The organism is Streptomyces sp. HUAS TT11 (genome assembly GCF_051553595.1).
Classification (GTDB): domain Bacteria; phylum Actinomycetota; class Actinomycetes; order Streptomycetales; family Streptomycetaceae; genus Streptomyces.
The window spans coordinates 2,333,114-2,352,551 of record NZ_CP196184.1 but is presented as its reverse complement, the minus strand read 5'-3'; the positions used below and the strand labels follow the sequence as shown (position 1 = coordinate 2,352,551).

Below are 19,438 nucleotides of genomic sequence, written 5' to 3'. Positions count from 1 at the left end.
CCAAGGGGGAGTCGAAGCCTCCCGGGCGGTGTTCAGAGGTTGATTTGAGGGTTGCGTACCCGGTGTACGCCCGGGGGCGTAGGCGGGCTCATTCGGTGTCGTGCTCGGACAGGCCCGGCCAGTCGTCGGGGCCGCCGCCCTGCCACTCGATGAGGTCGCTCTCCTCGACCTCGATCCGGTCCAGGTCGGCCAGGCGCAGGATCTCGACGACGTCGTCCAGGTGACTGGCGATCCCGAGGGTCACCGGGCCCTCGGTGACCCGGCGCGAGCCGTCCAGGGCCGGGGAGTGCACCACGATGTGCGGATGCTCCGTTGGGTTCTGCATGTCTTCAGACTCCTGCCGTCGGGGCCGATCCGCACCCGGGCACACCGAGAGCGCCGGACAGGCGTCGTTCCGTGTCCGGCGCTCCCGATGCGTACTCGAGGGGGGACCGCGACGGGTGCGACGGTCCGGGGCGAGCCTCTCTCGGGTCGAGAAGCGGGCCCCGGGCCTTCACCACCGCACTGGCTCGCTCGCCGCCGCGCCCCTCCCCCCGACCGGCCGCCGGGTCGGGCGACCACCCCTCATCCGGGTCGTCCGCCGGCGGCGGGCCATGCGTCCGCTTCCCGACCTTCCGTCAGGGTCCGGACGCGGTCTGGGGCTCGTCGAAGGTGGTTTCCGGGCCGTGGCGGCGCCTTGGGCGCGACAGGACAGTTGTCGGCGCCGCCGCGGCCCGGAGTCTCGGAGGTGTCAGACCTGCTCGCCGGAGAGGCGTTCCACACCGCGCAGCAGGGCCGAGTGGTCCAGTCCACCGTCACCCTGCGCCCGCAGACTGGCGACCAGTTGGGCGACGACGGCACCCACCGGGATGGCGGCCCCCACGGTGCGGGCCGCGTCCGTGACGATGCCCATGTCCTTGTGGTGCAGGTCGATGCGGAACCCCGGCTTGAAGTCGCGGGTCAGGAAGTTGTCCTTCTTGCGGGCCAGCACCGTGGAGCCGGCGAGTCCGCCGCCCAGGACGTCGAGGGCCGCCCCCAGGTCCACGCCCGACCTCTCCAGGAACACCACGGCCTCCGCGCACGCCTGGATGTTCACCGCGACGATCAGCTGGTTGGCGGCCTTCACCGTCTGGCCCGATCCGTGCGGACCGCACAGGACGACGGTCCTGCCGAGTACCTCGAAGACCGGCCGCGCCGCGTCGAAGTCGGCCTGCTCACCGCCGACCATGATCGACAGCACGGCCTCGACCGCGCCGGCCTCACCGCCGGAGACCGGGGCGTCGAGCACCCGGATGCCCTTCTTCCCGGCGGCCGCCGCGAGATCGACGGACGTCCGCGGGGTGATCGAGGACATGTCGATCAGGAGGGTGCCGGGCCGGGCGTTCTCCAGGATGCCGTCCGGACCGTATGCGACGGCCTCGACCTGCGGGGACGCGGGCACCATCGTGATCACGACATCGGCGCCCCGGACGGCCTCGGCGACGGAACCGGCCGCGGTGCCGCCCGCGGCGCTCAGCCGCTCCAGCTTCTCCTGCTCGAGGGTGTAGCCGGTGACGTCGTATCCCGCCTTGATCAGGTTCTCCGACATGGGGGAGCCCATGATGCCGAGGCCTATCCAGGCGATCTTGGGAAGCGTGGTGGTCATGGGGTGCCTCTCTGACTGCTGCGATACGTCGGTGGGTTGCCGCTCAGCGGGCGGCGCGTGCGTGGGCGGGCAGCCAGCCGAAGGCCTCGGCGCTCGGTGCGTCCCCCGGCTTGTACTCCAGGCCGACCCAGCCGTCGTAGCCCGCCTCGGTCAGTCGGTCGAGGAGGTCCTCGAGGGGGAGGGACCCCGTGCCCGGTGCGCCGCGGCCGGGGTTGTCGGCGATCTGGACGTGGCCGGTCCTCGGGGCGTACCGCTCGATCACCGACGGCAGGTCCTCGCCGTTCATCGACAGGTGGTAGAGGTCCATCAGGAACCTCGCGTTGCCGAGGCCGGTCGCGGCGTCGACCGCGTCCGCGACCTCCACCGCGGAGGGGGCGCTCACCAACGGGTACAGCGGCGACTCCGGCCTGTTGAGGGCCTCGACCAGCAACACGGCCCCGATGCGCTCCGCGGCCCGCGCCGCGAGCACCAGGTTCTCCAGGGCGAGCGCGTCCTGTGCTGCGGGGTCCACACCGTCGACGCGGTTGCCGTACAGGGCGTTCAGCGCCTTGCAGCCGAGCGACTGCGCGAAGTCCGCGGCGACGTCGACGTTGGCGCGGAACCTTTCCGACTCCTCGCCCGGGACCGACAGTGCCCCGCGGTCGGGGCCCGGAAGCTGTCCCGCGTAGAAGTTCAGTCCGGTGAGCCGGACTCCCGCGTCCTCGATCGCCTGTCTCAGGGCGTCCAGCCGGGACCGCTCCGGGGTGGGGGAGTCGGCCCAGGGCCACCACAGTTCGACCGCGGTGAAGCCCGCCGCCGCGGCGGCCGCGGGACGTTCCAGGAGGGGCAGCTCCGTGAAGAGGATCGACAGGTTGACGTTGAAGCGCTGGTCGGCGAATCCCATCGGGTTCCGCTCCTTTTCCGTATCACGGAACTAACTTTCTGCTTGATGGAAAGCCTGCCGCCGGGGGTGGAGGCTGTCAAGGGCGCGCACCGAAAACCGAGCCCGTCCCCGGCGGGTGCGAACCGGGTGCTGCTCCCGCCCTCTTCTCGGGGTGGGGCTCCCGGAGTGGTCCGTTAAGGTCTCTGCAGGTGGCTGGGGCGGTCCGACCCCGGCGGTGGACCCGGCGGGTACGCGCGGGTCGGAGGAGATGCCATGGGGGCGCAGGTGCGATTGAGGGTGGAGTTCACGACCGAGCCCTTCGATCTCGACGAGGCGCCGGCGCACGCGCTGGTCGCCCGGGAGGTCCTCGGTTCGGCCGAACTGGACGCCGTGGACGTGGGCCCGTTCGGCAACACCGCGGAGGGGGGCGCCGATGCGGTGCTCGATGCCGTCGGCGCGGTGCTGCGCACGTCCCTGGAGGCCGGTGCCACCCGGATCTCCCTGCAGGTCAACGTGATCGGGGAGGCGGAGTGACCGGCCTGGGCGACGAGCCGTTCATCGCGGCCGTGAAGCCCCTCGTCGACGCCATGGGCGGTGAGATGCTGCCCCCGGACCAGGCCGGCCCCGACGATGTCGTACTCGTCTGGGAGGGCGCGGACGTCGTCGCCGTGCGACTGCCCCAACTCGCCGACTCGCTCGATCACATCCTGGCCGCGATGGAGCGCCGGCGCGGCAGGCCGCTGGCCGAGCTGGACCGCAAGGCCAAGCAGGAGGTCGTCCGGATACTGGAGGCGCGCGGTGCCTTCTCCGTGCGCCATGGCGTGGAGACCGTCGCAGGCGCACTCGGCGTGAGCCGCTTCACCGTCTACAACTATCTCAACCGCGAGAAGGGGACCTGATCGGGCCCGGAGTCCCTTCCCCGCGTCTGCTGCGAGCCGCCGCCCGGTGCCCGGGCGGCGGTTTCCGTGTTCCGGCCCCCGTCACCCCGAATTTTCAACAAAGTGTTGACGTTGCGTCGCGGGTGGGCGTTAGCTGTTCGCAAGCCGTTCCGCCCCCAGGCCACGGAGGCTCCCGTGACGTCGACATCCACGCCGCCGGGTCTCACCCGGTTCAACTCCCTGGCGGAGCAGACGGCCCTGGCCGTGCTCCTGGAGGTGTGCGCCTCCACGGCATGGGCCGGGCGGCTGCTCGCCGCGCGCCCCTACGGCGCAGTCGAGGACCTCTACGCCGCGAACGACGCCGCCGTGGCCGGACTGACCGCGGAAGACCTGGACGAGGCCATGGCGGGGCACCCCCCGATCGGCCGCCCCCGGGCCGGGGACCCCGCCTCGGCCCGCGAGCAGCGCGGCATGGCCGGCGCCGCCGAGGAACTCAAGGCGGAGATGCTCGAACTCAATCTGGCGTACCAGGAGAAGTTCGGCCATGTCTTCCTGATCTGCGCGACCGGGAAGACCGGGGAGGAGATGCGTGACGCGGCCAGGGAGCGGATCGGCAACGCGCCGGAGCGGGAGCGGGAGGTCGTCCGCACCGAACTGGGCATGATCAACCGTGTTCGGCTCGCCCGACTGCTCGACACCGCCTGAAGAGGAAACCGCATGAGCACCGAGACCACCGCCTCCGTGTCCACGCACATCCTGGACACCAGCGCCGGCCGCCCCGCCGGGGGAGTCGCCGTCCGCCTCTTTGCCCGATCGGGCCGTGGCGCGGACTGGCGGGCGCTCGGTGGCGGCACGACCGACGCGGCCGGCCGGTGCAAGGACCTCCCGGCCCCGCCGGAGGGAACGACCCACGTACGGCTCGACTTCGCCGTCGAGGCGTACTTCGAGAAGAAGCAAGCCGATGCGCAGCAGGACGCCCCCGCGAATCGGGACAGTGGTGCGGCAGGAGTGTTCTTCCCGGAGGTGGCGATCACGTTCACGGTCGTACCGGGCGAGCACTACCACGTACCGCTGCTGCTCAACCCGTTCGGCTACTCCGTATACCGAGGGAGCTAGCAGACACCATGGCAGTCCATTCCCACCCGGCCCGCCCGGCGGTCCTGGGGCAGAACCAGTACGGCAAGGCGGAGAACCGCGTCGTCAAGATCACGAGGGACGGCGCCACCCACCACGTCAAGGACCTCAACGTCTCGGTGTCGCTCTCCGGCGACATGGAGGAGGTCCACTACTCCGGCTCGAACGCCCACGTCCTGCCGACCGACACCACCAAGAACACGGTGTACGCGTTCGCCAAGGAGCACGGCATCGAGTCCGCCGAGCAGTTCGGCATCCATCTGGCCCGGCACTTCGTGAGCTCGCAGCAGCCCATCCGGCGGGCACGCATCCGCATCGAGGAGTACGCCTGGCAGCGGATCGAGACCCCCGGTGAAGGCGCCCACTCCTTCGTCCGCGAGGGCCGGGAGACCCGGCTGGCGCAGATCACGTACGACGGTGGGACATGGGAGGTCGTCTCGGGTCTGAAGGACCTCGTCGTGATGAACTCGACCGACTCCGAGTTCTGGGGCTACGTCAAGGACAAGTACACGACGCTCCCCGAGGCCTACGACCGCATCCTGGCCACCGAGGTCTCCGGCCGCTGGCGGTTCAACTGGACCGAGGACGCACGGGAGATGCCCGACTGGGAGAACTCCTACGAGCAGACCAGAAGCCACCTGCTCCAGGCCTTCGCCGACACCTACTCCCTGTCGCTGCAGCAGACGCTGTACGAGATGGGGGCACGCATCATCGAGCACCGCGACGAGATCGACGAGGTCCGCTTCTCCCTCCCGAACAAGCACCACTTCCTGGTGGACCTGGAGCCGTTCGGACTGAAGAACGACAACGAGGTGTACCTCGCGGCCGACCGCCCCTACGGCCTGATCGAGGCCACCGTCCTGCGGGACGGGTGCGAGGCGGGGATCCCGGTGGACCTCACCGGCCTCTGACGCACCGGGCGCCCCCGGTCCGCCGGGGGCACCCTCCTCCTTCGGCACCCGAGGCCCCCGGGCCGCGGCACTCAAACTCCCTGGGTCCTGCCGTGCCCTCTCCACAGAGCGAAAAGGACGAACCGTGGCAGCAGACCGGCGCATCGTCATCGAGAACTGTGCGATCGCGACCGTGGACGCCGACGACACCGAGTACGCCTCGGGCCATGTCGTCGTCGCCGGGAACCGGATCGAGGCGGTCGGCGCGGGCAGGGCGCCGGAGAACCTGGAGAACGTCGTGCGGCGCGTCGACGCCTCCGGCCACCTGGTCACCCCCGGCCTGGTCAACACCCACCACCACTTCTACCAGTGGATCACCCGGGGCCTGGCGACCGACCACAACCTGTTCGACTGGCTCGTCGCGCTGTACCCGATCTGGGCGCGCATCGACGAGCCCATGGTCTACGCGGCCGCCCAGGGTTCACTGGCCATGATGGCCCGCGGCGGCGTGACCACCGCCATGGACCATCACTACGTCCACCCCAAGGGTTCCGGGGACCTGTCCGGCGCGGTCATCCGCGCCGCCCGTGAGGCGGGCGTCCGGTTCACCCTGGCCCGTGGCTCGATGGACCGCAGCGAGAAGGACGACGGCCTGCCGCCCGACTTCGCGGTCGAGACCCTGGAAGGTGCGCTGGCCGCGACCGAGGCGACCGTCGACGAACACCACGACGTCTCGTTCGACGCCATGGTCCAGGTCGCGGTCGCGCCGTGCTCCCCGTTCTCCGTCAGCACCGAACTGCTGCGCCAAGGGGCGGAGCTGGCACGGCGCAAGGGCGTGCGGCTGCACACCCACGGGTCCGAGACGGTGGAGGAGGAGAAGTTCTGCCACGAGCTGTTCGGCATGGGCCCGACGGACTACTTCGAGTCCACCGGCTGGCTGGGCGAGGACGTGTGGATGGCGCACTGCGTCCACATGAACGACTCCGACATCGCGGCCTTCGCCCGCACACGGACGGGGGTTGCGCACTGCCCCTCGTCCAACGCCCGTCTGGCGGCGGGCATCGCCCGCGTCCCCGACATGCTCGCCGCCGGCGTACCGGTCGGGCTCGGCGTCGACGGCACGGCCTCCAACGAGTCCGGCGAACTCCACACCGAACTGCGCAACGCGGTGCTGATCAACCGGCTGGGCGCCCATCGGGAGGCCGCCCTGAACGCCCGTCAGGCACTGCGCCTGGGCACCTACGGGGGCGCTCAGGTCCTGGGCCGCTCCGCGGAGATCGGTTCCCTGGAGCCGGGCAAGCTCGCCGACCTCGTGCTCTGGAAGCTCGACACCCTGGCCCACGCCTCGATCGCCGACCCGGTGACCGCGCTGGTCCTCGGTGCGGCGGCCCCGGTCACGCTCTCGCTGGTGAACGGCGAACCGGTCGTCGAGAACGGCCGACTGCTGCACGTCGACGAGGAAGCCGTCGCCCGCTCCACACGGGACGAGGCCCGGCGCCTGGCGCGGATCGCCGGGCGCGACTGAGCAGCCGAGGACTCCGGCGGGGAGGGACGGCTCCCGGCCGGCGGCCGTGGACCCGAGCGGGATCCACGGCACCCGTCTCCGGGGCACGCAGGGACGTGCGTGCCCCGGAGACGGACTTCCCTCCCCGAACCCACCCGACCACATGCACCACCCTCTCCCCACGTCGGAGCCGACGTGCCACCGACCGGAGGCGCCACCGTGGCCGCCCACCCGGTCGACGAGAAACTCCCGGCCCTCAAGACGGCGGCCAGTGGCCTGCACCATGGGGCCGCCCTGTACGCCGGGGTCGTCGCCCCACCTGTGATCGTCGGTGCGGCCGCAGGCCTGACCGGCACCGACCTGACCTTTCTCACCGGCGCCTGTCTGTTCACCGCGGGTCCGAGGGCGCGCCCCGTGCCATGGAAGCGGGCGAGGAGATCGCGGCGGCGCGCTGAGCCGGTGAGAGTCGGTGCCTACGCGGGACCCGGCCATGCCATGAGGTTGGCGAGGAGTTCGGCCTGCTCCACCGCGTCGTCGAGGGCGTGGTGCGAGTGAGGGCGCTTGGAGAGCAGATGGCGCGGCATCGTGCGCTTGGCGACCGCGCGCAGGGGGAGCCCCGCCTTCGTCGCGTAGAGGGTCTTCATGTCCAGGCAGCCGGAGTGGCCGAACGGGCTCGCACCCGTGAAGCGGATCAGATACCAGTACAGGAACGTCCAGTCGTACGAGGCCGGATAGCCGCACATCACGGGCTGCCCACCGGTGCTCACTTGACGCACCCAGTCACCGAACTCCGCCAGCGCGACCCGGGGTTCGCTTCCCTCGGTCTTCAGCCGCTCCCGGTCGAGCCCGCTCACCGCCAGCGCCCGCGGATCGAACTCCTCGCTGATGGGCCGCAGTTCGCGGTAGAAGGTCTGCCGCTGCGGATCGGCCGCGGTGAAGCCCTCGGCGTCCTGGACCCCGGCCACCGCCGCGCCCAGGCTCACCATGGAGTACGGGCCCGGAATCGGGCCGTCCGCCTCGATGTCCACGGAGATGTACAGACTCGGCTTGATCGTTCGGGGTGCCATGGACGTGCAGCATCGCACCCCGGGACGGCGCCCGCACCCCATATCCGCCTCGCGCGGTGCCGGGCCGGACCCGGCCACTGCGAGCTCCGCCCGGGCGGCAGCGCGGCTCGTCGCCCCGCCGCCCCGCCGCCGGTCACGCCCGTTTCCGCAGCACTCCCGCCGCCAGTACGAGTGCCGCCAGCGCGATTCCCGTCGCCACCAGGAACGCGAGCCGATAGCCGTCCGCGGTGGCCGGCACCAGCCCCGCACCCTGCCGGAGCAGCCCTTGGGTGCGGCTCGCCGCGAGGGTCGACAGGGCCGCGAGGCCCAGTGAACCGCCCACCACCTGGGTGGTGTTGAACAGTCCGGAGGCCAGACCGGCGTCCTCCTCCCGCGCCCCCGACATGGCGAGCCCGGTCAGCGCGGGCATCGCGGCCGCGAAGCCGGTGGCCAGCAGGAGCATCGGCGGCAGGACGTCGGGGAGGTAGGAGCCGTCGGCCGGCACGCGGCTCAGCAGCGCCATTCCCGCGGTGATCAGCACCAGTCCGGCGATCAGGACCCGGTACGCGCCGAACCGGCCGATGGTCCGCGCGGACAGGCCGAGCATCAGCACCCCGATCGCGACAGGTGCCGGCAGGAAGGCCGTGCCGGTCGCCAACCCGCTGTATCCGAGGACCCGTTGCAGATACAGCGCGCCGATGAACTGGAAGCCGTACATCGTCCCGATCATCAGGATCTGCACGGCGTTCGCGCCGGTCACCGGACGGGAGCGGAACAGACGCAGCGGCAGCAGCGGTTGTGCGGTCCGCGCCTGGCGGAGGGCGAAGGCCGCGAAGAGGGCGGCGGCGAGTACGCCGGACAGCAGCGTGGCGGTGAGTCCGCGGTCACCCGCGCCGACGATGACGTACACCGTGAGCATCAGCGCGCCGGTGACGAGGGCGGCCCCCGGGTAGTCGGCCCCTCTGCCGAGCCCGGCACCGTCCTCCGGTTCCAGCACCCGGACCGCGGCGATCAGGGCGGCCACCCCGATGGGCAGATTGATCAGGAAGATCCAGTGCCAGCCCAGAAGCTGCGTCAGTGCCCCGCCGAGGAAGGTGCCGAGTGCGCCGCCCGCCGCGCCGACGGCGCTGAACACGGCGATGGCGCGGGCCTGTTCCCGCGGCTCGGGAAACAGCGCGACCAGCATGCCGAGCACCACGGCCGACGCCATGGCGCCGCCCACGCCCTGTACGGCCCGTGCCGCGATCAGCACGCCCTGCCCGGTGGCCACACCGCACAGTACGGAGGCCGCGGTGAACACGGCGAGCCCCGCCACGAACATCCGTTTGCGGCCCACCAGGTCCCCGAGCCGTCCCGCCAGCAGGAGCAGCCCTCCGAAGGGGATCAGATACGCGTTGACGACCCAGGCGAGTCCCGGTCCGCTGAACCCGAGGTCGCTCTGGACGGCCGGCATCGCCACCGTGACGATGTTGCCGTCCAGGATCGTCATCAGCGTTCCCGCGCACAGAACGGCGAGGGACGCCCAGCGGGAGTACGTGCGGTGCGGCGACGCCGTGCGCGCCGATGCCCCGGTCGTGGTCGACATGACCTCGTGGCCTCCGTCATCTCCATGGGCACCAAAGGTGCACGACTTGTAACGGGGCCAATCGTCAGTGACCATGGTGGGCGGCGTAAGGAGGCACTTCAATGTCCCAGAGGAACACCGGTGTTACCGCGCAGGTCGTGAACGCGCACGCGTGCCCGGTCCGCGAGGTTCTTGACAGGGTCGCCGGCAAATGGAGCGTGCAGATCCTGGTGGCCGCCGCGCACGGGCCCATCCGCTTCACGGAGCTGGAGCGCGGCATCGAGGGCATCAGCCGTCGCATGCTCACGCTGACGCTGCGCAACCTGGAACGCGACGGACTCGTCACCCGTACCGTCCATGCGACGGTACCGCCGAAGGTGGAGTACGCACTCACGCCCATGGCCCAGGAACTGCACGAGACCCTGCAACGGCTCACCGACTGGGCCGAGCGCAACCGCGTCCACATCGCCGAGGCGCGTGCCGCCTACGACGTGGAGCACCGCCCGGAGCAGCTCGGTGCGTAGGCCGGGGACCTCACAGGCCGAACACCTTCGGCTCGAGTGCCAGTGACCGGAAGTACCCCTGCGGGTCGGCCACCAGCCGGCGCTCCTTGAGATCCATCAGCCCGCCCACCGACGCGATCTCCGCGGAGACCGTGCCGTCCGCCTTGCGGATCGTCTGCGCCACCCGGAAGGTCTTGCCCTCGCCCCACTCGAAGGCGCACGTCACCTCGACCTCGTCGCCTGCGCGCAGTTCGCGCAGATAGCGGATCTTCGTTTCGAGGACGACCGGTCCGATGCCCCTGGCGAGCAGCTCGGACGGAGCCACCCCGGCGGCCTGGAGAATGCTCCAGCGCGCGTGCTCGGCGTACTGCAGATAGACACTCTGGTTGAGGTGGCCCAGAGCGTCGGTCTCGTACCCGCGGACGGTGACCCCGACGGAGAACGGGACTGCGGCGGTGTCGGCCATGAGCTTCCTCCAAGGTGACGGCATCAGACGTAGGAAATCTACGTCAGGGCTCAGCGCGCCGATCATCCGGCCGATGCCAACCACCCTCCGGCGGTGGGCTGTTCGCACCGCGGGCGGCTCATCTGCGACGCGGCGACGCCAGGAGGTACCGCGCCCGGGTCCTCGGCTCGGAGTGCTCGCTCACCTGCCAGCCCGCCTCCTCCAGTGTGGCCGCGCAGGCGCGCAGCGCCGCGAGGTCCTCGTGATGGACGGCGATCGCCTCCGGCTGCGCCGTCGCCCGTACGTGATAGCCCGCGCCGTCGCCCGGCGCGGGACGATGTCCCGCCGCCTCCAGCGCGAGCGCGGCGGACCGCACCAGATTGGCGCGCTCCCACGCGCACGGGCGGTCCGTGGCGTCGCCCGGATTCGTCATCCGGCGCAGTTCCATGAGCCCCTGCCAGGCGCTGTGCACCTCCCGCCGCCGCGCGGGGGTCGCGTCCGCGGCATCCTCGCCGCCCACGCGCGCGGCGAACACACCCGTGTCCCCCGGGGGCGCGGCCGAATCCGCCGGTTCCTCGACGGGCGGCGCCTCCCGGATCCGATGGCCCGCGGGGGTCAGGAAGTGGTCGTGCGGCGGACGCGGATGCCGGAAGGCGAGGCCCCGCTTCACCAGGGCGGAGAGCTGGGCGTCCGTGCCCCTCAGGCGCCCGGTCACGGGGTCGGCGGTGTCGATGACACGCCGCTGCGCGGCGGTCGGCGGCCGGGTCACGGCGTCCTCCTTCCCGCGCGGGCGGACCGGGCCGGGGGCCGGCGCCCGGGCTCCGGGTCAGTTCTCCGGGAGTCCCGCCTCTCCCGCGGAGAGGGACCCATGGGAACAGTACGCGTCGGGTCTGACATTCCAGCCGGCCACGACATGGCGGCGGTGCTCAAGGCCCAGCCGGCTCATCGTTCCGGTGGAGAGCAGGAACAGCGCGCCGGCCGAGGCGGACAGGCCGAGGCGCCGCGCGGTCAGCACTCGCAGGAAATGGCCGTGGGAGACCACGACCACGCTGCCCTCGGCGTCGCCCAGCGCCGCGTCGATCTTGGCGAGCATGCGGTCCGCACGCGTCCCGACCTCGTCCGCGCTCTCCCCGGGATGCTCGGGCGGTCCGGGTTCGACCCCGTCGGTGAACAGGAACCAGTCCGGCCGCGTCCGGTGGATCTCGACGGTGGTGACCCCCTCGTACCCGCCGTAGTCCCATTCGGACAGGTCCGCGTCGACGCGCGCGCCGCCGATACCGGCCAGCCGGGCCGTCTCGAGGGCCCGCTGCATCGGGCTGACGAACGCCGCCGCGATGTGGTGCCGAGCGATCAGCGGCGCCAGCCGACGCGCCTGCTCCCGGCCGTTGTCGGTGAGCGGCACGTCGGTACGCCCGGTGTGCCGCCCGGACAGCGACCACTCGGTCTCCCCGTGCCGGACGAGAATGAGGTCGCCCACGCCGTGCCCTTCCTGTTTCCGTCTAACGGCACCGTGCCACAGGCATGCGGCGCCGGCAGGGCGGATTGAGCCAGACGGCCGCCCCCTACTGGCGGTATCCGCCGAGGAACCGGCCGATGCGCCCGATCGCCGCCTCCAGGTCGTCCGCGTACGGAAGCGTGAGGATGCGGAAGTGGTCGGGAGCGGGCCAGTTGAAGCCGGTGCCCTGGACCACCTGGATCTTCTCCCGCAGCAGCAGGTCCAGGACGAACTTCTCGTCGTCGTGGATCGGATGGACCTTCGGATCGAGGCGCGGAAAGGCGTACAGCGCGCCCTTCGGCTTCACACAGGAGACGCCGGGGATCTCGTTGAGCTTCTCCCAGGCGCGGTCGCGCTGCTCGTGCAGGCGGCCGCCCGGTGCGGTCAGCTCGTGGATGGACTGCCGTCCGCCGAGCGCGGCCTGGATCGCGTACTGGGCCGGGGCGTTGGCGCACAGCCGCATGGAGGCCAGCATGGTCAGGCCCTCGAGGTAGTTGCGCGCGTGCTGCTTCGGACCGGTCACCACCAGCCATCCGGAGCGGAAGCCCGCCACCCGGTACGTCTTCGACAGCCCGCAGAAGGTGAGGACCACCAGGTCGGGGGCGAGCGCGGCCGCCGAGTGGTGCACGGCGCCGTCGTACAGGATCTGGTCGTAGATCTCGTCGGCGAGGACCATCAGGCCGTGCCGGCGTGCGAGGTCGAGGATGCCCTCGATGACCTCCTTCGGGTAGACCGCGCCCGTGGGGTTGTTGGGGTTGATGATGACGACGGCCCGGGTGCGGTCGGTGATCTTGGCCGCCATGTCGTCCAGGTCGGGGTACCAGTCGGCCTGTTCGTCGCACAGGTAGTGGACCGCCTTGCCGCCCGCCAGGGTCGTCACGGCCGTCCACAGGGGGAAGTCCGGTGCCGGGATGAGGATCTCGTCGCCGTCCTCCAGCAGCGCCTGCACGGCCATCGAGACCAGCTCCGAGACGCCGTTTCCGAGGAACACGTCGTCGACGTCCACCTCCAGGCCCCGCTCCTGGTAGCGCTGGGCCACGGCGCGGCGGGCGGAGAGGACGCCGCGCGAGTCCGTGTAGCCGTGCGCCTGCGGCAGCATCCGGATCATGTCCTGGAGGATCTCCTCCGGCGCCTCGAAGCCGAAGAGGGCGGGGTTGCCGGTGTTCAGGCGCAGCACGCTGTGGCCCGCCTCCTCCAGCGCGTTCGCGTGCTCGATCACCGGGCCGCGGATCTCGTAACAGACCTCGCTGAGCTTGCTCGACTGCCGGAACTCCATGTGCCGCTTCCCCTCCGCCGACTGGTGTTGCTTGGTTTTACCAAGTGGCAGCTTGGTAAGTCCAACAAGGTGTCTAGACTGCGTCGCATGTCACCTCGCCGAAGCTACGACCAGTACTGCTCCACGGCCCGGGCCCTCGACGCCGTCGGCGACCGCTGGACTCTCCTGATCGTCCGTGAGCTGCTCGCGGGACCGCGCCGCTACACCGATCTGCACGCGGACCTGCCGGGTGTGAGCACCGACGTCCTGGCGTCACGGCTGAAGGACATGGAGCGCGACGGGCTGACCACACGGCGGCGGCTGCCGCCGCCCGGAGTCGCGTTCGTGTACGAACTCACCGCCCACGGAAGAGGTCTGCTCCCGGTGCTCCAGGCGCTCGGCGACTGGGGCGCGCCCGCACTGGCGGAGCGCAGGCCGACGGACGCGGTGCGCGCGCACTGGTTCGCGCTGCCGCTGCTGCGCTCGCTGGACGGGGAGGGCCTGGTCGAAGTCCGTTTGGACGAGGGGGAGTTCCATCTGTGGCTGGGCGGTGCAGCGGACGGCCAGGTCTACGGCGACGGCGCCGCCCCCGGTGAGCCCGACGCCCGGCTGGCGCTCGACGGCGACACGTGCACGGCGCTGAGCCAAGGCGTCCTGACGCTGCATCAGGCCGTGCGGGCGGGACGCGTGGAGGTCTCGGGCGAGGGCAGGCTCGCCAAGTCGCTGCGTGGGGAGTGAGCCACGCCCCCGGCGCTCCCGCGCTCGCAACCGGCGCGGGCGGCGACGCGAAGGCCCGCCGTGCCGGAGACACGGCGGGCCTTCGACAACGGTGTGTCAGTAGCCCTGCGGCACCCGGGACGGCCGTCCCGAACCGCGCGTCAGCGCATAGCCCCCGATGCCCGCGAGCGCCGCGAGGATGCCGCCGATCGCGGTCCACACCCAGCGGTCGGACCACCAGCCGGACGCCCAGCCGTCGTCGGGCTTGAGCGAGGACAGCACGGCCGCGTCCGACTCGGACGAGGACGCCTCCTCCTGCGGGGTGGTCGCGATCCCGGGTACCAGCGGCTGCGCAAGCGATCCGTCCACCGCCGCCGAGCCGCCGATCTCCTTGGACTCGACCCGGAGTTCGGTGTGCACCGGCAGGCCGAGGTCCGCGGCACCGAGGCCCACGGCCGTCAGCCGGACGTAGTACGTGCCCGGCAGCGGGTCGTCGGCCCACGGCTCGGACCAGGCGCGGACCGTGCGCAGCGTGCAGGCCAGGTCCATGGAGGACGCACCCTGGGCCGCGGTGCGCGTCTGCGCGCCGTACTGGCACGCCTGCCGGCGCCGCAGCCCGTCGTAGACGTCCAGCTGCCAGGTCTGCGACCCGCTCCCGGACGCCGAGGACAGCTTCACCGTCGCCTTCACCGTGGGACGCTGCCCGGCGTCCGCGGGGAACGACCAGTACAGGTAGTCACCGGTGGAGGCGCTCGCCGTGGCCTGCTGTCCCTGCTCGATCTCCGTCGCCGTACGGAACGACGTGCCCGCGGAGGTGGGCGCGGCGCTGTCGCCGGACGGGCTCGCGGAGGGCGAGGAGTCGGCGGCTGCCGGAGTGACGGAGCCGCCCAGTACCAGGGCCGCCGCGGTCAGTATCTTTGCAACACGCATCAGTTGGTCCTCCAGACCGCGAACCGCCAGCGCGAAATCCAACCCCACAGGACACCCGCGAGGAAGCCGGTCAGGACGAGGGCGCCGAGCAGCCACCAGCCGCGGCCGAGGCCGAAGGAGGCGACGTCGCCCGCCTGGTCGGGACCGTCGACCACGTCGACGGTCAACTCCAGCGGGAACCCGGGCGTCGTCTTCACCCCGGCCGCGGGCGAGAAGGAGTTGGCCACCTGCAGACACACCGTCTCTGCGGGGGCGTCCTCCTCGTCGCTCTTCGCCTTCGGATAGCGAAGACCCGTCGACACGACGTCCGTACGGCCGGACCCCGTCGCCTCGCCGCGCACGATCTCACGCCCGTGCACGGTGATCGCCCGCAGTGTCACCCCGTAGTCGGGGTTCACCTGCCGGTCGTCGGCGACGCTCACGGAGGCGCGCAGCTCCTGACCGGGCGCCACGGCCACGCGGTAGAAGCGGTGCCGGCCGAACTCCTCGCGGTCCGTGTACAGGCCGGACTTCAGTGTGGGCGCCGACGTGCACTGCTCGGTGCCGTCCACGGCCACCGGCGTGACCACCTTGTCCGCCGTGCGGTCCACCAGCTGGTTGACCTTGTCGGAGAGCTGCTCCTTGTGCTGCACCGAGGTGTAGGTGCCGCCGGTGGCCTCGGCGATGCAGCTGAGCTGCTTGCTGAGCTTGGCGTTCGGCACGAGGCCCAGCGTGTCGATGGTCAGCCCGATTCCCTTGGCCGCGATCTCACGGGCCACTTCACAGGGGTCGAGCGGGGCGCAGGTGTCCTCACCGTCGCTGATGAGGACGATGCGCCGCGAGCCGTTGCCGCCGTCGAGGTCGTCCGCGGCCTTCAGCAGTGCCGGGCCGATCGGGGTCCAGCCGGTGGGCTGGAGCGTGGCCACGGCCGTCTTGGCCTCGGTCCGGTCCAGCGGCCCCACCGGGTAGAGCTGTGCGGTGTCCTTGCAGCCGGTCTTCTGGTCGTTGCCCGGGTAGTTGGCGCCCAGCGTCCGGATGCCCAGCTGCACCTCCTCCGGAGTCGCGTCGAGCACCTCGTTGAAGGCCTGCTTCGCCGCGGCCATCCGTGAGCCGCCGTCGATGTCCCGCGCCCGCATGGAACCACTGACGTCGAGGACGAGATCGACCTTGGGCGCGTCCTGGGCTGTCGTCTCGTCGGCGACGGCGCCGGCCGGGACGGCCATCCCGGCCGCCAGGGCGGCGAGCAGGGTACAGACACCCGTCGCCAGCCGTTTTCTTGTGATCATCGGCGGATCTTATTGATCAGACGGTGCGTGCTTCAAAACGAGCCGTGGAATCCTGGTGGTCCAGTCGAACAACCGTGCCGTACGGGCAGGTGGAGGCATGGTGACGCTTCGGACGCCGGTGCCGCATTGGACGCCGCCGGGTCCGCGTGCGGGGCGGCGGACGGGAGTCCGGCCGCTCCGCGCCGTCACGGGCCCGCCCCGGTCAGCGGGTTCGGCAGCAGCGTCCACAGATCCCCGGACCGCCGCGGGGACAACCGCATCAGGGTCAGGGCCTTGGTGGGCAGGGGCTTTGCGGACAGTGCCGACAGATCGGCTGTGCGCGGCAGATCCCGCACGGCCGGCCCCAGTGCTTCCCGCAGTGCCGCCGCCGATCCCGCGGTCGAGGCCAGCGCGCCCGCCACCAGGGAGCCGAACAGCTTGCGGCGCAAGGTTGTCTCGTCGTCCGTGACCATCCGGCCCGCCAGATCCGGGGACTTGACGCCGTGCCGGGCCAGCCGGGCCGGGCTCACCCGGATGTCGGCGAGATCGCGATAGACCAGCCGTCGCGGTGCGCCCGTGGGCGAGAGCACGACCAGCAGGTTCTGGCCGTGCGCCTCCAGGGCGACACCCAGGTCGAGCAGCCGCAGCCCCACGGTGAGGGCGAGCCGGGTGAACGCCGCGAACCAGGCGGTGGACGAGGGCAGGCCGGTGAGCGGCAGAGCGGCGACGGGCACCACCCGCTCACCGGCCGCGGTGTCGGCCAGGGTCTCGGGCGACTCGCGCATCACCGCCGCGAGATCGGGGGAGTGCGCGCTGACCGCCCCGAGCGTGCGGGTGACGTGCAGCAGGCCGTCGGTGCGCGCGGCGATCGACGCCACGAAGTCGGAGACGGTGAGCGACGTCTCCACGGACTGCACCGAGATGTCCCGCACCGAGGACGTCAGCCGCGCGCTGAGCGCCGTCTTCACATGCGGGCCGCCGTCGGGCAGGGCCAGGGTCCGCAGCGACATCAGCGGGTGTGCGTCCGGTCCCTCCTTCGCAGGCATCCCGAGTACGTGAGCCGTCTGCCAGGGATGGACCGGGACCAGGGGGCGCTCGCCGTCCCGCAGCCACTTCGGCCACTCGCCCCGTAGGATGCCGCCGTCGTCGAGGGCGACCAGGCCGAGGCGTACCAGCGGCCGGTGCTCGGGTCCGTAGGCGAGCTGCTCGGCCACCGAGAAGCCCGGCCGGGACCGGCAGTTCGGATGGAACGGGTGTCCGTCGACCACCCGCTGCTCCCATTCCCAAGCGCTCGCAGGTTCCGGCAGGTCCTGCGGCTGGTCGGCCCGGGACAGCGCCAACGACGCCGTGCTGTGGTCGAGTTCGGCGGCGAACAGGTCACCGTGCGGGACACCGAGCGCCGTGACCAGCGTGCCCGGACGGTCGTACGCCCGCGCCTCCAGGAGCACCTCGGTCACATACGCATCGGTCGCATACGGGTCGGCGGGCGGCCCGTGCAGCCTGCGTCCGTCGGTCAGGTGGAGCACGAGTCCGCCGGCCGTCGGCTCCCGGCGCGCGATCCACGGCAGCGGCTCATGGGCCAGCGCCCGCCACAGGCGCGACAGGACGGCGGCGCGGGCGCCGGGGAGCGCGGCCGCGTAGGGCGCCGAAAGGCCGGGCCGTACGAGACCGAGCTCGCGGGCGAACTCGGTCTCGGTGGAGGGGGAAGGGGGCACGGTCGGACTCCTCGAGGGACGGGGGTGGCGGATCCTGGAGGGGGACCACCACCGACATACTGATCGTCAGTGCACCGTACGGAACGAATGGATCACGTGGACCGCATGCACCCCAGGGACGAGGTCCCCGAGCGCGCCGACGCCTACGCGGCGGCGCCGCTGCTGAACTGCCTGATCCGCGAGGCGGCGGAACCCACCGGTGAACAGGGCGTCCACCGGCTGCGGGCCGGCGGCCGGCTGCTTCGGGTACGCGGTGTACGCCGGCCGCGGGATCCGGAGGTGTACGCCGGCGGCTCCTGGCAGCCGCTCACCCACGCCGAGCTGGTCAAACTCACCGCCGACGAGCTGCGCCGCGCCACCGGCCTCGACAGCCCGGAACTCCCCGTGGAGATGATCGACAGCCGGGACGCGGTGGCCGCGATCCTGACCGCCCGAGCCCGGGCGACGGCACCCGAGGACCCGTATGTGCGCTCCGAGCAGTCGCTGATCACCGGTCACCCCCACCATCCCGCCCCGAAGGCGCGCGGTGGCGGCCCCGTCGCGAACTGGCTGCCGTACGCGCCGGAAGCGTACGCCCGTTTCCCGCTCGCCCTTCTGGGCGTGCGGGAGGACGCGGTGGCCGAGGAGGGCGACACGACGGCGCTGGACGCGCTCGGCTCCGCCCCGCCGGGCTACCGGCTGCTGCCCGCGCATCCCTGGCAGCTCGCTCTGGTGGCCGCCCGCCCGGAGATCCGGGAGGCGTTCGACGACGGCCGCCTCGTCCGGCTCGGCCGGACCCCGCGTCCCGTCGCCCCCACGGCGGCGATCCGCACCGTCTACGCCCCGGACGACGACCTCTTCCTCAAGTTCAGCCTGGACGTGCGGATCACCAACGACATCCGCCGGCTGTGGCGCCACGACCTGCTCCGGCTGCGCCGCACCGACGAGGCCGCCGCCTCCGCGTTCGCCCCGGGTCCCGGCCCGGCCGCCTGGCTCAGCGACCGCGGCTACCGTACGGCCGCCTTCGCATTCGAGGAGCTGGCCGTACTGGTCCGCGACGGCCTGCGCCCACATCTGCTGCCCGGCGCCACCCCCCTCCTCGCCGCGGCCCTCGTGGAGGGCTTCGAGGGCAGTCCGCTCGACGCGGTCACCGACCCTGCGGCCTGGTGGACGGCCTATCTTCGCCAGGTCGTCCCGCCGGCTCTGGAGGCGTTCGAGCGGCACGGCGTCGTCCTCGAGGCCCATCTGCAGAACACGGTGATCGCCGTGGACTCCGCGGGCCTGCCCGTCCAGGCGCTGTTCCGGGACGCGGAGGGCGTGAAACTCCTCGCGGAGGTGTCCCGTGCGGCGGGCTGGGAGCGGCTCGTCTACTGCCTGGTCGTCAACAACCTCACCGAAGTGGCCGCCGTACTGGCGGAGCGTGGTCCCGGCTGGAACCCCTGGCCCGCCGCCCGCGCCGAACTGGCCCGCCATCCGGTGCCCGAGATCCCGGGCCTGTTGGCCTCGCCCACCCTCCCCGGCAAGACGAATCTCCTGCTGCGCTGGACGGGCGCGGACGGCGCGGACGCGCGCTATCTGCCCCTGCCCAACCCGCTGGCCTGCCGGTGAAAGGTCCCCACCGGGTCCATGGCGCACACGGGCAAGGAGCCGGGG

General features: G+C 71.9%; 21 protein-coding genes and 1 pseudogene. 10 read left to right on the top strand and 12 right to left on the bottom strand.

All coding sequences use genetic code 11. The features are described from left to right. Positions 1 to 88: 88 nt before the first annotated feature. From ACSHXN_RS10635 to ACSHXN_RS10625, 3 genes are all read right to left on the bottom strand, one after another. A complete protein-coding gene (locus ACSHXN_RS10635) occupies positions 89 to 325 on the bottom strand; it encodes a hypothetical protein (RefSeq protein ID WP_345545625.1) in 237 nt (78 codons plus the stop codon). Positions 326 to 730: 405 nt separating this feature from the next. Beyond that, entirely contained in the window at positions 731 to 1,624 is an 894-nt protein-coding gene (locus ACSHXN_RS10630; protein WP_355798160.1) for a 2-hydroxy-3-oxopropionate reductase, read from the bottom strand. A 43-nt stretch (positions 1,625 to 1,667) separates the two neighbouring features. After that, positions 1,668 to 2,507, bottom strand: coding sequence for a TIM barrel protein (locus ACSHXN_RS10625; protein WP_356112099.1), 840 nt, complete (start codon positions 2,505 to 2,507; stop codon positions 1,668 to 1,670). A 264-nt stretch (positions 2,508 to 2,771) separates the two neighbouring features. Here ACSHXN_RS10625 and ACSHXN_RS10620 point away from each other — a divergent pair, with 264 nt between their 5' ends. The 7 genes and pseudogenes from ACSHXN_RS10620 to ACSHXN_RS10590 form a co-directional block, all read left to right on the top strand. Beyond that, positions 2,772 to 3,020 carry a hypothetical protein gene (locus tag ACSHXN_RS10620; RefSeq protein WP_355798306.1) on the top strand — a complete coding sequence of 83 codons (249 nt, stop codon included), beginning with the start codon at positions 2,772 to 2,774 and terminating at the stop codon, positions 3,018 to 3,020. After that, entirely contained in the window at positions 3,017 to 3,385 is a 369-nt protein-coding gene (locus tag ACSHXN_RS10615; RefSeq protein WP_355798158.1) for a helix-turn-helix domain-containing protein, read from the top strand. Before ACSHXN_RS10620 ends, ACSHXN_RS10615 begins: the two co-directional genes overlap by 4 nt. 174 nt (positions 3,386 to 3,559) lie before the next feature. After that, on the top strand, positions 3,560 to 4,069 hold the full coding sequence (gene uraD / locus ACSHXN_RS10610; protein WP_355127974.1) for a 2-oxo-4-hydroxy-4-carboxy-5-ureidoimidazoline decarboxylase: 510 nt from the start codon (positions 3,560 to 3,562) through the stop codon (positions 4,067 to 4,069). A gap of 12 nt (positions 4,070 to 4,081) precedes the next feature. Next, the gene (uraH, locus tag ACSHXN_RS10605) at positions 4,082 to 4,480 is read left to right on the top strand and encodes a hydroxyisourate hydrolase (protein ID WP_438302987.1); all 399 of its coding nucleotides are present in this window, start codon (positions 4,082 to 4,084) and stop codon (positions 4,478 to 4,480) included. 8 nt (positions 4,481 to 4,488) lie between these two features. Then, a complete protein-coding gene (gene pucL / locus ACSHXN_RS10600; RefSeq protein ID WP_438302986.1) occupies positions 4,489 to 5,409 on the top strand; it encodes a factor-independent urate hydroxylase in 921 nt (306 codons plus the stop codon). 124 nt (positions 5,410 to 5,533) lie between these two features. Then, positions 5,534 to 6,913, top strand: coding sequence for an 8-oxoguanine deaminase (locus tag ACSHXN_RS10595; RefSeq protein WP_438302985.1), 1,380 nt, complete (start codon positions 5,534 to 5,536; stop codon positions 6,911 to 6,913). A gap of 99 nt (positions 6,914 to 7,012) precedes the next feature. Continuing rightward, positions 7,013 to 7,291 (top strand): annotated as a pseudogene (locus ACSHXN_RS10590) (hypothetical protein); the annotation flags it as partial. A 74-nt stretch (positions 7,292 to 7,365) separates the two neighbouring features. Here ACSHXN_RS10590 and ACSHXN_RS10585 read toward each other — a convergent pair. Together ACSHXN_RS10585 and ACSHXN_RS10580 are read right to left on the bottom strand one after the other, a co-directional pair. Beyond that, positions 7,366 to 7,959 carry a 3'-5' exonuclease gene (locus tag ACSHXN_RS10585; RefSeq protein WP_438302984.1) on the bottom strand — a complete coding sequence of 198 codons (594 nt, stop codon included), beginning with the start codon at positions 7,957 to 7,959 and terminating at the stop codon, positions 7,366 to 7,368. 133 nt (positions 7,960 to 8,092) lie between these two features. Then, positions 8,093 to 9,523: an MFS transporter gene (locus ACSHXN_RS10580; RefSeq protein WP_356292709.1), complete on the bottom strand. Its 1,431-nt coding sequence runs from the start codon at positions 9,521 to 9,523 to the stop codon at positions 8,093 to 8,095. Between the two features lie 101 nt (positions 9,524 to 9,624). Here ACSHXN_RS10580 and ACSHXN_RS10575 point away from each other — a divergent pair, with 101 nt between their 5' ends. After that, positions 9,625 to 10,026, top strand: coding sequence for a winged helix-turn-helix transcriptional regulator (locus tag ACSHXN_RS10575; RefSeq protein WP_383351852.1), 402 nt, complete (start codon positions 9,625 to 9,627; stop codon positions 10,024 to 10,026). Between the two features lie 10 nt (positions 10,027 to 10,036). On the opposite strand, the gene ACSHXN_RS10570 is transcribed toward ACSHXN_RS10575, so the two are convergent. The 4 genes from ACSHXN_RS10570 to ACSHXN_RS10555 all read right to left on the bottom strand — a co-directional run bounded on the left by ACSHXN_RS10570 (position 10,037) and on the right by ACSHXN_RS10555 (position 13,221). After that, on the bottom strand, positions 10,037 to 10,471 hold the full coding sequence (locus tag ACSHXN_RS10570; protein WP_355127988.1) for an acyl-CoA thioesterase: 435 nt from the start codon (positions 10,469 to 10,471) through the stop codon (positions 10,037 to 10,039). Positions 10,472 to 10,589: 118 nt separating this feature from the next. Next, positions 10,590 to 11,219, bottom strand: coding sequence for a hypothetical protein (locus ACSHXN_RS10565; RefSeq protein ID WP_355127990.1), 630 nt, complete (start codon positions 11,217 to 11,219; stop codon positions 10,590 to 10,592). A 57-nt stretch (positions 11,220 to 11,276) separates the two neighbouring features. Beyond that, the gene (locus ACSHXN_RS10560; protein WP_355127992.1) at positions 11,277 to 11,927 is read right to left on the bottom strand and encodes a histidine phosphatase family protein; all 651 of its coding nucleotides are present in this window, start codon (positions 11,925 to 11,927) and stop codon (positions 11,277 to 11,279) included. Between the two features lie 85 nt (positions 11,928 to 12,012). Continuing rightward, positions 12,013 to 13,221 carry a pyridoxal phosphate-dependent aminotransferase gene (locus ACSHXN_RS10555; RefSeq protein ID WP_355127994.1) on the bottom strand — a complete coding sequence of 403 codons (1,209 nt, stop codon included), beginning with the start codon at positions 13,219 to 13,221 and terminating at the stop codon, positions 12,013 to 12,015. Positions 13,222 to 13,308: 87 nt separating this feature from the next. Between ACSHXN_RS10555 and ACSHXN_RS10550 the strand changes: the two genes are divergently transcribed. Continuing rightward, positions 13,309 to 13,938 (top strand): winged helix-turn-helix transcriptional regulator, encoded by a 630-nt coding sequence (locus ACSHXN_RS10550; RefSeq protein ID WP_356112089.1) that lies wholly within the window; start codon positions 13,309 to 13,311, stop codon positions 13,936 to 13,938. A gap of 96 nt (positions 13,939 to 14,034) precedes the next feature. Here ACSHXN_RS10550 and ACSHXN_RS10545 read toward each other — a convergent pair whose 3' ends face one another. The 3 genes from ACSHXN_RS10545 to ACSHXN_RS10535 all read right to left on the bottom strand — a co-directional run bounded on the left by ACSHXN_RS10545 (position 14,035) and on the right by ACSHXN_RS10535 (position 17,806). Continuing rightward, positions 14,035 to 14,847 (bottom strand): hypothetical protein, encoded by an 813-nt coding sequence (locus ACSHXN_RS10545; RefSeq protein WP_438302983.1) that lies wholly within the window; start codon positions 14,845 to 14,847, stop codon positions 14,035 to 14,037. After that, complete coding sequence (locus ACSHXN_RS10540; RefSeq protein ID WP_355128000.1) at positions 14,847 to 16,112, bottom strand: VWA domain-containing protein; 1,266 nt, start codon at positions 16,110 to 16,112, stop codon at positions 14,847 to 14,849. Before ACSHXN_RS10540 ends, ACSHXN_RS10545 begins: the two co-directional genes overlap by 1 nt. A 185-nt stretch (positions 16,113 to 16,297) precedes the next feature. Then, entirely contained in the window at positions 16,298 to 17,806 is a 1,509-nt protein-coding gene (locus ACSHXN_RS10535) for an IucA/IucC family protein (RefSeq protein ID WP_355128002.1), read from the bottom strand. An 87-nt stretch (positions 17,807 to 17,893) separates the two neighbouring features. Here ACSHXN_RS10535 and ACSHXN_RS10530 point away from each other — a divergent pair, with 87 nt between their 5' ends. Further along, the gene (locus ACSHXN_RS10530) at positions 17,894 to 19,393 is read left to right on the top strand and encodes an IucA/IucC family protein (RefSeq protein ID WP_438302982.1); all 1,500 of its coding nucleotides are present in this window, start codon (positions 17,894 to 17,896) and stop codon (positions 19,391 to 19,393) included. The last annotated feature ends 45 nt before the right edge of the window (positions 19,394 to 19,438 follow it).

Coding starts and splice junctions, on each gene's coding strand:
- ACSHXN_RS10635 (WP_345545625.1), bottom strand. CDS start 325: ATGCAGAACCCAACGGAGCATCCGCACATCGTGGTGCACTCCCCGGCC.
- ACSHXN_RS10630 (WP_355798160.1), bottom strand. CDS start 1,624: ATGACCACCACGCTTCCCAAGATCGCCTGGATAGGCCTCGGCATCATG.
- ACSHXN_RS10625 (WP_356112099.1), bottom strand. CDS start 2,507: ATGGGATTCGCCGACCAGCGCTTCAACGTCAACCTGTCGATCCTCTTC.
- uraH (WP_438302987.1), top strand. CDS start 4,082: ATGAGCACCGAGACCACCGCCTCCGTGTCCACGCACATCCTGGACACC.
- pucL (WP_438302986.1), top strand. CDS start 4,489: ATGGCAGTCCATTCCCACCCGGCCCGCCCGGCGGTCCTGGGGCAGAAC.
- ACSHXN_RS10585 (WP_438302984.1), bottom strand. CDS start 7,959: ATGGCACCCCGAACGATCAAGCCGAGTCTGTACATCTCCGTGGACATC.
- ACSHXN_RS10580 (WP_356292709.1), bottom strand. CDS start 9,523: ATGTCGACCACGACCGGGGCATCGGCGCGCACGGCGTCGCCGCACCGC.
- ACSHXN_RS10575 (WP_383351852.1), top strand. CDS start 9,625: ATGTCCCAGAGGAACACCGGTGTTACCGCGCAGGTCGTGAACGCGCAC.
- ACSHXN_RS10570 (WP_355127988.1), bottom strand. CDS start 10,471: ATGGCCGACACCGCCGCAGTCCCGTTCTCCGTCGGGGTCACCGTCCGC.
- ACSHXN_RS10555 (WP_355127994.1), bottom strand. CDS start 13,221: ATGGAGTTCCGGCAGTCGAGCAAGCTCAGCGAGGTCTGTTACGAGATC.
- ACSHXN_RS10550 (WP_356112089.1), top strand. CDS start 13,309: ATGTCACCTCGCCGAAGCTACGACCAGTACTGCTCCACGGCCCGGGCC.
- ACSHXN_RS10545 (WP_438302983.1), bottom strand. CDS start 14,847: ATGCGTGTTGCAAAGATACTGACCGCGGCGGCCCTGGTACTGGGCGGC.
- ACSHXN_RS10540 (WP_355128000.1), bottom strand. CDS start 16,112: ATGATCACAAGAAAACGGCTGGCGACGGGTGTCTGTACCCTGCTCGCC.
- ACSHXN_RS10530 (WP_438302982.1), top strand. CDS start 17,894: ATGGATCACGTGGACCGCATGCACCCCAGGGACGAGGTCCCCGAGCGC.